Source organism: Serratia sp. TSA_198.1, assembly GCF_052686505.1.
In genome coordinates this window covers 298,925-312,748 of the sequence record NZ_JBQZFP010000002.1, presented here as the reverse complement: position 1 = coordinate 312,748, position 13,824 = coordinate 298,925, and the positions used below count along the sequence as shown (strand labels likewise).

At 55.4% G+C, this 13,824-nt stretch carries 14 protein-coding genes; 8 read left to right on the top strand and 6 right to left on the bottom strand.

Annotated elements, in window-relative coordinates:
• Nucleotides 1-226: 226 nt before the first annotated feature.
• Nucleotides 227-1,378, top strand: coding sequence for a porin (locus ACUTSW_RS12855; protein ID WP_445584586.1), 1,152 nt, complete (start codon nt 227-229; stop codon nt 1,376-1,378).
• Nucleotides 1,379-1,434: 56 nt separating this feature from the next.
• Here the strand turns inward: ACUTSW_RS12855 and mltB are convergent, their stop codons facing one another.
• On the bottom strand, nt 1,435-2,520 hold the full coding sequence (gene mltB, locus ACUTSW_RS12850; protein ID WP_064799070.1) for a lytic murein transglycosylase B: 1,086 nt from the start codon (nt 2,518-2,520) through the stop codon (nt 1,435-1,437).
• Between the two features lie 286 nt (nt 2,521-2,806).
• Here mltB and ACUTSW_RS12845 point away from each other — a divergent pair, with 286 nt between their 5' ends.
• Nucleotides 2,807-3,256, top strand: a complete 450-nt coding sequence (locus tag ACUTSW_RS12845; protein ID WP_445584585.1) for a DUF805 domain-containing protein — start codon at nt 2,807-2,809, stop codon at nt 3,254-3,256.
• A gap of 75 nt (nt 3,257-3,331) precedes the next feature.
• Entirely contained in the window at nt 3,332-3,781 is a 450-nt protein-coding gene (locus tag ACUTSW_RS12840; RefSeq protein ID WP_006326998.1) for an antitoxin HicB, read from the top strand.
• Nucleotides 3,782-4,045: 264 nt separating this feature from the next.
• Here the strand turns inward: ACUTSW_RS12840 and ACUTSW_RS12835 are convergent, their stop codons facing one another.
• A complete protein-coding gene (locus tag ACUTSW_RS12835; protein ID WP_434460980.1) occupies nt 4,046-4,810 on the bottom strand; it encodes a CDP-diacylglycerol diphosphatase in 765 nt (254 codons plus the stop codon).
• A gap of 365 nt (nt 4,811-5,175) precedes the next feature.
• On the opposite strand from ACUTSW_RS12835, the gene ypdK reads away from it, so the two are divergent.
• Nucleotides 5,176-5,250 (top strand): membrane protein YpdK, encoded by a 75-nt coding sequence (gene ypdK, locus ACUTSW_RS12830; protein WP_086012885.1) that lies wholly within the window; start codon nt 5,176-5,178, stop codon nt 5,248-5,250.
• Between the two features lie 67 nt (nt 5,251-5,317).
• Here ypdK and ACUTSW_RS12825 read toward each other — a convergent pair whose 3' ends face one another.
• From ACUTSW_RS12825 to ACUTSW_RS12815, 3 genes are all read right to left on the bottom strand, one after another.
• Complete coding sequence (locus ACUTSW_RS12825; RefSeq protein ID WP_445584584.1) at nt 5,318-5,842, bottom strand: cytochrome b; 525 nt, start codon at nt 5,840-5,842, stop codon at nt 5,318-5,320.
• Nucleotides 5,843-5,953: 111 nt separating this feature from the next.
• A complete protein-coding gene (alaC, locus tag ACUTSW_RS12820; protein ID WP_445584583.1) occupies nt 5,954-7,189 on the bottom strand; it encodes an alanine transaminase in 1,236 nt (411 codons plus the stop codon).
• Nucleotides 7,190-7,305: 116 nt separating this feature from the next.
• Nucleotides 7,306-7,845, bottom strand: coding sequence for a GNAT family N-acetyltransferase (locus tag ACUTSW_RS12815; protein ID WP_445584582.1), 540 nt, complete (start codon nt 7,843-7,845; stop codon nt 7,306-7,308).
• 171 nt (nt 7,846-8,016) lie between these two features.
• Here ACUTSW_RS12815 and ACUTSW_RS12810 point away from each other — a divergent pair, with 171 nt between their 5' ends.
• The 3 genes from ACUTSW_RS12810 (at nt 8,017) to ACUTSW_RS12800 (ending at nt 11,794) form a co-directional block, all read left to right on the top strand.
• A complete protein-coding gene (locus ACUTSW_RS12810) occupies nt 8,017-9,261 on the top strand; it encodes a DUF1479 domain-containing protein (RefSeq protein ID WP_062868159.1) in 1,245 nt (414 codons plus the stop codon).
• Between the two features lie 110 nt (nt 9,262-9,371).
• Nucleotides 9,372-11,063 (top strand): sensor histidine kinase, encoded by a 1,692-nt coding sequence (locus ACUTSW_RS12805; protein WP_004947566.1) that lies wholly within the window; start codon nt 9,372-9,374, stop codon nt 11,061-11,063.
• On the top strand, nt 11,060-11,794 hold the full coding sequence (locus ACUTSW_RS12800) for a LytR/AlgR family response regulator transcription factor (RefSeq protein ID WP_445584581.1): 735 nt from the start codon (nt 11,060-11,062) through the stop codon (nt 11,792-11,794). The genes ACUTSW_RS12805 and ACUTSW_RS12800 overlap by 4 nt, the downstream gene beginning before the upstream one ends.
• Nucleotides 11,795-11,803: 9 nt before the next feature.
• Here ACUTSW_RS12800 and ACUTSW_RS12795 read toward each other — a convergent pair whose 3' ends face one another.
• On the bottom strand, nt 11,804-12,139 hold the full coding sequence (locus ACUTSW_RS12795; RefSeq protein ID WP_004947571.1) for a DUF2502 domain-containing protein: 336 nt from the start codon (nt 12,137-12,139) through the stop codon (nt 11,804-11,806).
• A gap of 398 nt (nt 12,140-12,537) precedes the next feature.
• On the opposite strand from ACUTSW_RS12795, the gene ACUTSW_RS12790 reads away from it, so the two are divergent.
• Nucleotides 12,538-13,764 carry an L-lactate MFS transporter gene (locus ACUTSW_RS12790; RefSeq protein ID WP_063201345.1) on the top strand — a complete coding sequence of 409 codons (1,227 nt, stop codon included), beginning with the start codon at nt 12,538-12,540 and terminating at the stop codon, nt 13,762-13,764.
• Nucleotides 13,765-13,824: the final 60 nt, after the last annotated feature.

Genomic DNA, 13,824 nt, shown 5'->3' with positions numbered 1-13,824 from the left:
ATTGAGCATAACCCCACGTCAGGCTACGCCGCCCTCTCCCGCCAACGATTAATACCCAATAAAATAATTAGCAAGAAAAGTAACTTTTTGTGACGCACATCGTGTTACATATGCGCTTCGCTTCAACCACGCCAAAAAACAATGAAAACGCTCAGAAAAAACCTGAGCAAATCACCGATGCCGGTGCGTCGGTGATGTTGGCAATCAATAACAGGGATAAAAACACATGACTTTCACATTGCGCACATTGACTCAAGCGGTCGCTTTAGGGCTGGTGATAGGCACCGCCTCTTTCGCTGCCCAGGCTGAAATCACCCTTCTCAAGCAGGATCCTCAGGCGGGCGATCCGCTGAGCCGCCTCAACTTTACCGTCGGCGGCAGCATCCGCCCGCAGTTCAACAACATGACCGGCGATGGCGATAAAGGCTCCTATAAACGCAACGGCTTCGACGGCGGCACCCGTTTCCGCTTTGCCGCGGACTACTATCTGTTCGACGACATCAGTTGGATCAGCTACTACGAGCTGGGGGTGAATATCCCTGCCCTGTTCGACTGGGATCACCACTATGCCGACGGCGCCAATAACACCAGCCGCCGCATGTTGTACACCGGCCTGAAAAGCAAAACCTGGGGTCAACTGACCTTTGGTCAGCAAAACAGCGTGTATTACGACGTGGTGGGCGCCAAAACCGATATCTGGGATTACGACATGCTGGCCCAGGCACCGGGCAACGGCATCAACGGCGACTACGACGGCTCTTACCGCTCGCGCAAAATGCTGAAGTACAAAAATACCTTTGGCGATGCGGATGTTTACGTCTCTTACCTGTTCAGCGATAACGACTATCTGCCGGGCAATGGCCTGCGCTACAAGCGTAAAGGCGGCGGTTCGCTGGGCGTGGATTACCACCTGACGCCGGATCTGACCTGGGGCACCGCGTGGAACTATACCCGCGCCGAGATGCGTAACCCTTCTACCAGCGGCTCGAAAGACTACGATCAGAACATTGTGGGCACCGCGCTGAGCTGGAAGCCGGACAGCTGGACCCTGACCTTTGGCGGCGGTTGGTACAACAACTTCCTGACCACCAAAAAAGCCGACGTTGACAACTACTTCGCCGGCGACGCCTGGGGTATCGAGTATCTGGCCGGTTACACCGTGCCGGTGGGCCAATATGCGGTGAAATCCGTAATGCCTTACTTTATGGGCGATCGTCTGGAGTACGTAAGCGGCCGCAACTATCAGCGTATCGATAACGGCCTGGGCGTTACGGTGCAGTTTGATTACGGTTTCCGAGTCGATGTGGAACACGTGCTGACTTCAAGTACCGATAACCTCGGTGATATGACGTTGGTGCGCTTGCGCTACGATTTCTGATTGGTATAGACGTAAAAAAGGCCGTTTTCACGGCCTTTTTCATTGTTATCCGCGCATCAGAACCCGCCGCGCGCCGAGCGCCCCACCGCTTCGCCCAACTGCCACACCGCCATGGCGTAATGGGTGCTGTGGTTGTAACGGGTAATGGCGTAGAAGTTCGGCAACCCGTACCAATATTGGTAGCTGGTGCCCATATCCAGCCGCAGCAGGCTGGCTTCCTGCTCAGTGCCGAGCGAGCCTTGCGGGGTCAGCCCGGCTGCCGCGAGGGTGTCAAGCGAGTAGCGAGTTTTAAAGCCATTATCCAGCCCCGGCGCCTGGCCGCTGGCCGGTACCGCCACGGCCTCGCCGCTGATCCAGCCATGTTCTTTAAAGTAGTTGGCGACGCTGCCGATCGCATCCACCGGATCCCACAGGTTGATGTGGCCGTCACCGTTAAAATCAACCGCGTAGCTCTTGAACGAAGAAGGCATAAACTGGCCATAGCCCATGGCGCCGGCAAAGGAGCCGCGCAGATCCAGCGGGTCATCCCCTTCGGCGCGCGACATCAACAGGAAGGTTTCCAGCTCGCCGGCAAAGTAATCGGCGCGGCGCGGATAGTCGAAGGCCAGCGTGGACAAGGCATCGATAATGCGGGTTTTCCCCATCACACGGCCCCAGCGGGTTTCAACGCCGATAATGCCGACAATGATCTCCGGCGGCACGCCGTATACCTGCTGGGCGCGCTGCAGGGCTTCCTGATACTGATTCCAGAACTGCACGCCGTTTTGCACGTTATCCGGCGTGATGAACTTGTTGCGATAGCGCAGCCAGGATCCGTTCGGCACGGACGGCGCCTGAGTGGTGGGGGTCGGCGCCTGACGATCCATCAACCGCAGCACCGAATCCAGCCGTTTTGCCTGGGCCAGCACGTCATGCAATTGCTGACGATCGAATCCGTGTTCCTGCACCATTTTATCGATAAAGCGGGCAGTGTTTGGATTATTGGCAAAATCACCGCCCAACGGCTGGCCGCTATGCGCCGGCGTCAGCAGGAAACCGCCTTTTACGGCGTTAGCCTGAGGAGCTGCTGGGGTAGGCTTCGGCCCGCTGCTACAGGCTGTAAGTAAGGTAAGCAGAGGGAGAAGAGCAACTAAATGACGCATCGGATATCCATATAAGCCAGGCCAGTGATAAGTGAGCGTTATGTTAATCCATTGTCCGGTGCGAACAAACTGGATTATGCCGCTCATGGCCGGGCGGGTAGCTAAAAATTCAGAAATCGTGATACATCACCCAGAAAACCGAAACCACTTAGGGTAAGAAGGCAGGAGCCTAAACCTTAACTAAATGAGAAAAATTATCATATTGACTCACTGTCGAATGCCACTAAAATACGCCCCCCTTGGCTGACGACCCGGCCAGAGCTACTTGCTACAACGGAATGTTACTTTGGACTCCCTCGGACAGATCGCTAGAAACGTCTTTAAACGCCGCATTACGCGTAAAAACTATGTTTTCTCCCTGGCTATTTTCGCCACCGGCCTGACATTACTGTCATTCCTGTCCCCCTATCTGGATAAAAACCTGTTCCGCGCCTACGCGCACAGCGACATCGCCGCGTTTTTTTCGGTATTCCTCTACCTGCTGTGCATCATTCTGTGGTCGCTGTGTTGGATCGGCCTGACGCTGTGGTTTGTCGCCCGCACCGCATACCGGCTCAATGACGTCGGCACGCCCGGCTGGCCGCTGGCGTTAGCGCTGTATGCGCTCAGCGTGGTGAATAACTACCACCCCGGCCCGGTTGAACGCTGGCTGATCGTCATCAGCCTGATTGGCGTCCTGTGCGCACTGGTGCTGCCTTCTGCCCGCCGGGCAGGCAAGCCCGAGCCGGCCGGCTAGCGAAACCCGGTACTGGCTATCTGCAGGCCAAGCGGTCACAATGCCGCATACTCCACGCACCGCACAGGAAATATCATGTCTTGCCACTACCCCGCCCATTACGCCTTTGATAACGAAAGCGACGCCTGGCAGATTCATTTTCGCGATTTTCCTGAACAGCAGGCCGCCTGCTATAAACGTGAAGATATCGAACTGGAAGCGCAGGAAAGCCTGCTGATCGCCATCGCCACGGAAATGGAAGAAGGCCGCCCGGTGCCGCCCCCATCCCGCGCCCAGCCGGAAGACCTGGAGATCCACGTCCCGGTGCTGGTGAAACTTAAGCTCGAGCTGCATAACATCATGCTGGCCGGCGCCACGTCCAAAGCCGATCTGGCGCGCAAACTGGGCTTTAACGGCGGCCAAATGGATCGTCTGCTGGACGTTGCCTATGCCTCAAAAGTGGAAGCGCTGGAACAGGCTCTTTACCTGCTGGGATATGAGGTGCGCGCCACGGTGGCAACAACGCAATCCTGTCGGATTAAATAAAACTAAACTTTTTCTGCCGCTGGCCGATGTGATTGTTACCGGACAATAATCACATCAGTAAAGGTCGTAAAATGCAGTGGAGTCGTCGTGAGATTTGGATAGCCATGATGCTATCCTGTGCGCTGTTTTTGACTGTTATTGCTATCGGAATTACTACTGCCATTGAGTAAGCTCAAACGGCGCAGTACGTGAACTGATGCCACAAAGCGAGAGTTTTTTAAGCGTGGTGGCCTTTCCAGGCCACCACGACGTTCATTTGGAATGCTAGTTAACAAAACCTTTACAAGTAAAATCAAGCATGTTTTCCGTATGCCCAGTGTTATTTTTTACTCGTCCGGCTTCATCTGCCAATAGAACAAAACCTTGTTGTTTATCCTCGAACGTCACCGGCACAACCGCCACACCAAAGTTTTTCATTTCAACGCTGCTTTTGGCTAATTGGCGGCCAATTTGCACAAAGGGATAAACGCCCTCCAAATTGTCCTGCCTGATGCGTTTTCCTACGTAATGCTGCCCAACCAGATTTTCAGGCAACGCTGTCCAATCGTTACCTATGTGAGGAAGCTGCCTGTCGATACTGAGACGAATATGTGGCTTAAGACAAGCGATATGAATGTGTAACTGCCCTTGAGTACGCCCTCTCTGAGAATTAATCGTCAAAGCAAATGCATTACGCGGTAGCGGTTTGCCATTAACGCTATCCAATACATCACGGTTCTGCCAGGCAAGCGAAAAATAATCCGGCAACGAAGGTGATAGCAGTTCAGGGCTTTCAACACCTTTCAATTTCAATGTCGGCACCAGCAAATAGTGATAACGAGTTTCCGGATCGCGAACTATCGCATACCCTTTCGCTCGCCCGTCTTCAAGATAAATTCTTTCACAAGGGAAAGCGGTGCCAAGCCTTTGATAATTAAAAACACATAGATTATTCACCACTCGCCATAACGCACTGCTGCCAAATGACGGTAAGGGTGGAAATAACAGAATCAACGCTAAAATTGGATATATTTTTTTTAATATCAACATGTTAAATCATTCTCTTCAGAATCACCTGCCGCAGGATATCACTCTGCTACAGTAAAACTGAATATCATTTTCAGAAATAAAAATCGTTTAAAAACAGTCAAGGCTGGGTAAAAAATAGCCAAAAAGTGTGATCAAAAACACAGTATTGTAATCAGGCTGGCATTGGGAGTACATTAGCGCCGATCCTGTCGTGGTTCATGTTTTACCTCACGGACTTTGAAGCACGACAACCGGGTAACCCGTGGTCAAGGACGTTGTTCTTCCTGATTGAAGAACCCGCCAATAAACCGCAGGTTATCCACAAAATACTCAGCACAACAATCGGGATCATTGGCTTGCGAGAAACTCCAGATGGGAGTTGTTCAATGAAATATTTTGTTATGGGCGTTTCGTTCATGCTGGTAGCGTGGATTGGCACCTTTATGCTGATGGTTGCATAACCCTCAGCATGACCGGGAACATAGATAAAGGGGCGCAGAAGCGCCCCTTTGTTGTTTCTGAATGCGGTTATTTGCCCGGCATCATGCGGCGCAAGGTGTCATCCTTGCGCAGATAATGGTGATACAGCGCCGCCAGCGCGTGACCGCCGATGATAAAGTAGCCGGTATTGGCGAGCGTTTCATGCGTGCTCTTGATAATGCGGCGCAGCGCCGGGTCCGGCGTGACAAATTGCGGCACCTGCCAGCCCAGCAACACCCACTCCTTTCCCCCGTAGGCCAGCGTCAGTACTCCCAGCACCGGCAACGCCAGAAACAGCACATAGAGCAGCACGTGGAAAATTTTGGCCCCCCACTCTTGCCATTCTTCCAGCGGTGGCGTGGTGGCCGGCGCGTCATAACGATGACGCAGCCCCAACCGGATAAACATCAGCAAAAATACCGCCAGGCCAAAGTTAAAATGCAGACTTTTCACCAGTGGAGCCATATCATCCGGCACCGAATCCTTCAACAGCATCGCCGCATAGGTCAGGATCACCATCAGCAGCGTCAGCCAGTGTAAAATAATTTGCGATCTCGCGTAGCGGTTGCCCATACACTCTTCCCGATTAATTAAAAAAAGATTAATCGAGCATAGTGGGGAAATGATGAAGAAAACCTTAGCGTTGAGAAAAAAGGCCGGCGCGAATGTGCCGGCCTGAAGCGATTATTTTGCGGCGGGGGCAGTGCTCTTGGCCGGTTTGATCAGCCCGTCGGCACGGAACATGGCTTTGATGCCGCGTACCGCCTGACGAATGCGGTCCTGATTTTCTATCAGCGCGAAACGCACGTGGGTGTCGCCGTAGTCGCCAAAACCAATGCCCGGCGATACGCAGACCTTGGCTTCCGCCAACAGGCGTTTGGCGAATTCCAGCGAACCGAGATGCGCATAAGGCTCAGGTATTTTGGCCCATACGTACATCGCCGCTTTCGGGTTATCGACCATCCAGCCGGCTTCGTGCAACCCTTTCACCAACACATTGCGGCGTTGGCGGTACTGCTCTGCGATATCGCGCACGCACTGCTGATCGCCTTCCAGCGCGGCGATGGCCGCCACCTGCAACGGCGTGAAGGTGCCGTAATCGTGATAGCTCTTGATGCGCGCCAGCGCGCTGACCAGCTCCGCATTACCGACCATAAAGCCGATGCGCCAACCCGCCATGTTGTAGCTTTTCGACAGGGTGAAAAACTCCACCGCGATGTCCTTGGCGCCCGGCACCTGCATAATCGACGGCGCTTTCCAGCCGTCATACACGATGTCGGCATAGGCCAGATCGTGGATCACCAGCACGTTGTACTGTTTGGCCAGCGCCACCACCCGTTCGAAGAAATCCAACTCAACGCATTGGGCGGTCGGGTTCGAAGGGAAGCCGAGGATCATCATTTTCGGCCGCGGGATGGTTTCACGGATGGCGCGCTCCAGCTCACCAAAGAAATCCACGCCGTCCACCAGCGGTACTGAACGCACCTGCGCGCCGGCAATCACCGCACCGTAAATATGGATGGGATAGCTTGGGTTCGGCACCAGCACGGTGTCGCCGTGATCGAGCGTCGCCAGCATCAGGTGCGCCAGCCCTTCTTTCGAACCTATGGTGACAATGGCTTCGCTTTCGGGGTCAATCTCCACCTGGTAGCGATCGGCGTACCAGCGTGAAATGGCGCGGCGCAAACGCGGGATGCCGCGCGAGGTAGAGTAGCCGTGGGTATCGTCACGCTGCGCAACGGCACAGAGTTTTTCCACAATGTGCGGCGGCGTCGGGCCGTCCGGGTTACCCATGCTGAAATCGATAATATCTTCGCCGCGACGGCGAGCAGCCATCTTCAGTTCGGCGGTGATGTTGAATACGTAAGGGGGAAGACGTTCAATACGCGTAAAACGGCGTTGTGGACTGTTATCAGCCATAGATTCCTCGAAGAGACGTTAGCGCCCGGACCGTCCGAGCGACGCTGACCAGCTTGTGGTCGGATATTGAACATATCGCAGCGGCGACGGGATTGTCGATACCCGCCGCGATATTTTTATTTTTCCGCCTGAAACTCCGCCGCCAACAGCCCGAACATCCAGTCCGCGTGCCACTGCCCTGCCAGGCGGAAATTATCGCGCAATGTGCCTTCCAGCTGAAAACCGCACGACTCCAGCAGCCGGCGCGAAGCGGTATTGCCCGCGGTGACGGTAGCCGTCAGCTTGTGGAAGCCGCAGGCATGGAAGCCAAAATCCAGCACCGCCCGCAGCGACTCCTTGCCATAGCCCTTGCCGTGTCCGGACGGCAAAATGCCGTATCCCACTTCCGCCTGTTGGCAAGGCAGCCACATCGGCCGAAAACCCGTGACGCCCACCGCCTCGCCACTCGCCTTTTCGCGCATCACCAGGCACAGCCATTGTTCCCCATGCTTGTCCCAGGCCGGCAACCGCGTCTCAAAGCGCGCGCGTATTTCCGCTTCAGTCAGCGGGTCGGCGATATAGCGAATCACGTCAGGGTCCTGATACAGACGCAGAAACAGTGGCCAATCGTCGGGGGTTATCGACTGCAGGGTCAAACGCTCAGTGACCAATTTCATTGCACAAATCTCCGAAAAACGAAAACAAGGAAGTTACGAATGAAAGACATCCCTTTATTTTCCTCTATTAAATCCAGATAATCGTTAACGTCAAAACAACAAAACCATAACGTCTTACTCAGTCCTCTACAACCGTCCATCGTTGCCCACAGGCAGCGTGAGGAGAACACCATGGCTTCATTACTGATTGACGACATCCCCACCGCCATTAAAACCGTAAAACAGCAACTGCGTCAGGCTCTGCCCAACTACCGCGAGGTGTTCCTGGCGCTGGAAGACCACATTCGCCAACAGGTCGAACAAATCCGCCAGGAGTTGGCCGCCGGCCAAAACCCGGTGCCGCAAATCGATGCGGAGGATATTTTGCAGCAGCGGGTCAGCGAGCGGCAAAAAACCTTGATCAAACAGCGCGGCGCCTGCGCCATCCGCGGCGTGTTCCCCCGCAGCAAGGCCGAAGCCTGGAACCGGGAAATCGGCAGCTATCTTGAGCGCAACAACTTTGTCGAACGCCTGAAAAATGCCGCCGAAGACAACTATTTCGGCAAACTGGCCGCCGGCAAACCGCAAATCTACGGCATTTACTGGTCAAAACCGCAGGTGGAAGCCCGTCAGGACGCCCGCATGCACGCCGTACAGGTATTTCTCAACAGCCTGTGGGAAACCGAAAGCAACGGCAAACAGCATTTTGACCCGACTCGGGTCGCCACCTATGCCGATCGCACCCGCCGTCGCCCGCCGAACTCGTCTTCTCTGGGCCTGTCGCCGCACGTGGACAGCGGCACTATTGAACGTTGGCTGGATGAAAATTTCCGCTATGTCTACCGCCACGTGTTCTCCGGCGACTGGCAAGCTTACGATCCGTTCGCCGCCGATGGCCGCACCGAAGTGCGCGAAATCGCTTCGCCGGCCGTCTGCTCAATGTTCCGCACCTTCCAGGGTTGGACGGCGCTGACGCCGCAACGCACCAATGCCGGCACGCTGAATCTGGTGCCGATAGCCAACGCCATGGCCTACGTTCTGTTGCGCGCATTGCAAGATGACGTCGCCGAAGACGATTTGTGCGATGCCGCCCCAGGGCGCGCGCTGTCAATCTCGGAAAAATGGCATCCCCTTTTAATCAGTGGGATTTCCCCTATTCCCGATTTAGAACCGGGCGACACGGTGTTCTGGCACTGTGATGTGATTCACGCGGTGGAAAACGAGCATAACGGCGAGTTCGACAGCAACGTGATGTACATCGCCGCCGCGCCGGGCTGCGAGAAAAACGATGCCTATCTGCAACGCCAACTGCCCAGTTTTATCGCCGGTAAAACGCCGCCGGATTTTGCGCCCGACGATTTCGAAGTGGATTTCAACGGCCGCGCCACTGTCGATCTGCTGACACCACTCGGCAAGGAACAGCTCGGCATTAAATAACCCGGAGCCCCGTGGTGCGCCGCCCGGCCGCCACGGGGCCACTGTGCTGTGATATACTCCTGCGCATCTGTCCGCCGCAGCGAGAGCCCGTCGTGCACCCTTTTTTTGAAATGCTGTTAGCGGTGTTTGATCGCGCCGCACTGATGTTAATCTGCCTGTTCTTCCTCACCCGTACCCGGTTGTTCCGCCAACTGCTGCAAAAAGAGGACCACACGCCGCTTGAGCTGGGCATGGTCACGGCGATCTTCTCGCTGTTCGCGCTGTTCAGTACCTATTCCGGCATCAACGTCGAAGGTTCGCTGGTCAACGTGCGGGTCATTGCCATTATGGCCGGCGGCATCCTGTTCGGCCCCTGGGTGGGTATCATCACCGGCATCATCGCCGGGGTGCACCGCTACCTGATTGATATCGATGGCATCACCTCCGTTCCCTGCCTGATCACCAGCATCATTGCCGGCATCAGCGCCGGTTATATCAATCTTAAAGTGAAAAAAGAGCAACGCTGGCGCGCCGGGATCCTCGGCGGCATGCTGTGCGAATCCCTGACCATGCTGCTGATCGTCCTGTGGGCCAAGCCGACCGAGTTGGGGTTGGATATCGTCTCCAAGATTGCGCTGCCGATGATCCTCGGCACGGTATGCATCGGCCTGATCGTGCTGCTGGTGCAAAGCGTGGAAGACGAAAAAGAGGTGATCGCCGCCCGGCAGGCCAAGCTGGCACTGGATATTGCCCGTAAAACCCTGCCCTACTTTCGCAATATCAACAGCGAAACCCTGGCGACCATCTGCGACATCATCCGCCAGGACATCAAGGCCGACGCGGTGGCGATCACCGATACTCACCAGGTGATGGCCTACGTCGGCGTGGGGGAAGAGGCTTATCCGATTGGCCGCGAAGGGTTGAGCCGCGTGACCCGTGAAAGCATCCGCCACGGCAAGATCATCATCAAAAACAATCTGGAAAACCCGGCCACGCCGCAAATTCACTCGCAGTTGGTGATCCCGCTGTGGGAAAAAGGCGAAGTGACCGGTGCACTGAAAATTTACTACTGCCATGCCCATCAGATCACCAATACGCTAAAGGTCATGGCGGTGGGCCTGTCGCAGATTATCTCCACCCAAATGGAAGTCTCGCGCATTGAGCACCTGCGCCAGATGGCGGACAAAGCCGAAATGCGCGCGCTGCAGAGCAAGATCAACCCGCACTTCCTGTTCAATGCCCTGAACGCCATTTCTTCGTCGATCCGCATCAATCCGGACACCGCGCGCCAGCTGATTATCAACCTGTCACGTTACCTGCGCTATAACCTGGAGCTGAACGACGAACTGATCGATATCCGCAAGGAGTTGCACCAAATCCAGGATTACATCGCCATCGAACAGGCGCGATTTGGTGCCAAACTGACGGTAATTTACGACATCGACGACGATATCTCGGTGCGTATCCCCAGCCTGCTGATCCAACCGCTGGTAGAAAACGCCATCGTACACGGCATTCAGCCGTGCAAAGGCAAAGGTGTGGTAGTGATTGCGGTGAAGGATCAGGGCGCTCGGGTCAAGATTTCGGTAAAAGACACCGGTAACGGCATCAATCAGGAGGTCATCGACCGGGTGGCGCGCAATGAAATGCCGGGCCACAATATCGGTCTGCTGAACGTGCATCACCGGGTGTCGCTGTTGTATGGCGAAGGGTTGCGCATCCGTCGGCTGGAGCCGGGCACCGAAATTGCCTTTTACATCAGCAAAAACGGCGGCAAACTGCAGATGGAAAACAGCGCACTGCCGGCCGGGGAGCCATCATGAAAGCCATTATCGTTGAAGACGAATTCCTCGCCCAGGAGGAGCTCAGTTACCTGATCAAAAAACACAGCAACATCGTTATCGAAGCCACCTTCGAAGACGGGCTGGACGTGCTGAAATACCTGCAGAATCATCAGGTCGACGCCATTTTTCTCGATATCAACATTCCGTCGCTGGACGGCGTGCTGCTGGCGCAGAACATCAGCAAGTTCGCACACCGGCCTTCGATTATTTTCATCACCGCCTATAAAGAACATGCGGTGGAAGCGTTCGAAATCGAAGCCTTTGACTATATCCTCAAGCCCTATCACGAAGCGCGTATCGTCACCATGTTGCAAAAACTGGAGGCGCTGCATAACCGGCCCGCTAACGCCCCGGAACAAGCCAGCGCGCCAAACCGCAGCAGCCACAGCATTAACCTGATCAAAGACGAGAGGATTATCGTCACCGATATCAACGACATCTATTATGCCGCTGCCGATGAAAAAGTGACGCGGGTCTATACCCGCCGCGAAGAGTTTGTGATGTCGATGAACCTCACCGAGTTTTACGGCCGCCTGCCGGAGGAGCATTTCTTCCGCTGCCACCGGTCTTACTGCGTCAATCTGTCGAAAATCCGCGAGATCGTACCCTGGTTCAACAACACCTATATTCTGCGGCTGAGCGACCTGGAGTTTGAAGTGCCGGTCAGCCGCAGCAAGGTGAAAGAGTTCCGCAAATTAATGCGTTTATAACCGCCTGCGTTACCAGCGCGGCCCGGGGCCGTAGTAATACCCCGGCGGCGGGGGTGGCGGCATGCGACGATAATGCGGGCGATCGCGCCATTCGTGTCGCGGCTCCTCGTAATAGATCACGCGTGGCGGCGGCCCGTAGTAATACTCGCGTGGGCGCTCATAAACGCGGTGTTCAGACCACCAGCGCGGATCGCGCCAGCGGTCGCCGTCCCAGTAATGGCCGCGATCGTCGCGGTCGCCAATGTGCAATGAAATACCCGGCACGTTCACGCCAATGGATACGTCCGCCTGGCTGACCAACGGCAACGACAGCAGCGCGGCCAACAACAACAGTGTTTTTTTCATCTCGTGACTCCTGCAGAGCGGAACCTGTCCGTTCACCGATAACATAGGCCCCCCGCTATCGCCGCTCTATAGGAATAATGCCCATTTACCCATTCCAGACGTTTCCTTCACAATTTGAGCACAATCCTGGGCACCTGGCCGACAATAAATCGTGGCTATCTTTGATGTAGATCACGTGGCGCCAGCGGCATTTCATCCCCTTTTAACCGCTAAAACGGCAACTCATGCGCCACCAGATGCATTTCATTCCTTCCTCCGTGCAACTCATTCCCGATCTGCCGTCGAGTGGTATTACCAGCCTTATACTATGCCCATACCGCGGGGCCTCTGAGGTTCTCCGCAAATTTCCGCCAACGGCTGACCGCCCGGCAACGCACACACAGAGAAGGAGACCGGCCATGAACACCAAACCGGCAAATCGCAGCTTAATCGTTCTGGGCACCATCATCTGCCAGATGGGGCTCGGCACTATCTATACCTGGAGCCTGTTCAATCAGCCGCTGGTCGACAAATTCCATTGGGGCCTCGGTGACGTCGCCACCACCTTCTCCATCACCAGCTTCTTTCTGGCCTTCGCCACGCTGTTCGCCGGCAAGCTGCAGGAACGCTTCGGCATCCGCAACCTGACGCTGTGCTCCGGTATCCTGGTTGGCCTGGGCCTGATCGCCAGCGCCCACGTCAGTTCATTGGATATGATCTATCTGTTGGCCGGCGTCGTGGTTGGGTTCGCGGTGGGTATCGCCTACATCTCCACCCTGTCCAACCTGATCAAGTGGTTCCCGGCCAATAAAGGGCTGATCTCCGGTATCTCCGTCGGTGCATTTGGCAGCGGCAGCCTGCTGTTCAAATACGTTAACGCCGCGCTGATTGCCGACGTCGGCGTGTCCGCCGCCTTCTTCTACTGGGGCGCGATTGTGATGGCGTTGATTGTGCTGGGTTCTTTGCTGTTGAAAGAGCCGGTGCTCGCCAGCCAGTCCGCACAGCAAAAGGCCGGTACTTTGGGTAACGACTTCAGCGTGCGCCAGATGCTGGCGACCAAAGAGGCTTACCTGTTGTTCATCATTTTCTTCGCCGCCTGCATGAGTGGCCTGTACCTGATTGGCATCGTGAAGGACATGGGCGTACAGCTGGCCGGGATGGATTTAGCCACTGCCGCCAACACCGTTTCCGCCGTAGCGATTTTCAACACCGCAGGCCGCATCATTCTGGGTACGCTGTCGGATAAAGTAGGCCGCATGCGCGTCATCAGCTTCACCATGCTGGTTACCGTGCTGGCGATTGTATCGTTGAGCTTCCTCACCCTGAACCATACGCTGTTCTTTATCTGCGTCGGCGCCGTCGCCTTCTGCTTCGGTGGCAACATCACCGTGTTCCCGGCGATTGTCGGCGACTTCTTCGGCCTGAAAAACCACAGCAAAAACTACGGCATCATTTATCAGGGCTTCGGTCTGGGCGCGCTGGCCGGCTCGTTCGTCGCCAAATACTTCGGCGGTTTCCATGCCACTTTCATGGTCATTGGCGTACTGTCCATCGCTTCCCTGCTGATTACCCTGTTCATCAAGGCGCCAAAAGCGGTGGAGCAGGAAGAAGAGAGCCGCGAGCCGGCAGACTTGGTCAAAGCCTGATTTTTAAATAGCAAAAAGGGGCGCAACCCATTGGGTTGCGCCCCTTTTTTATCGCTGATG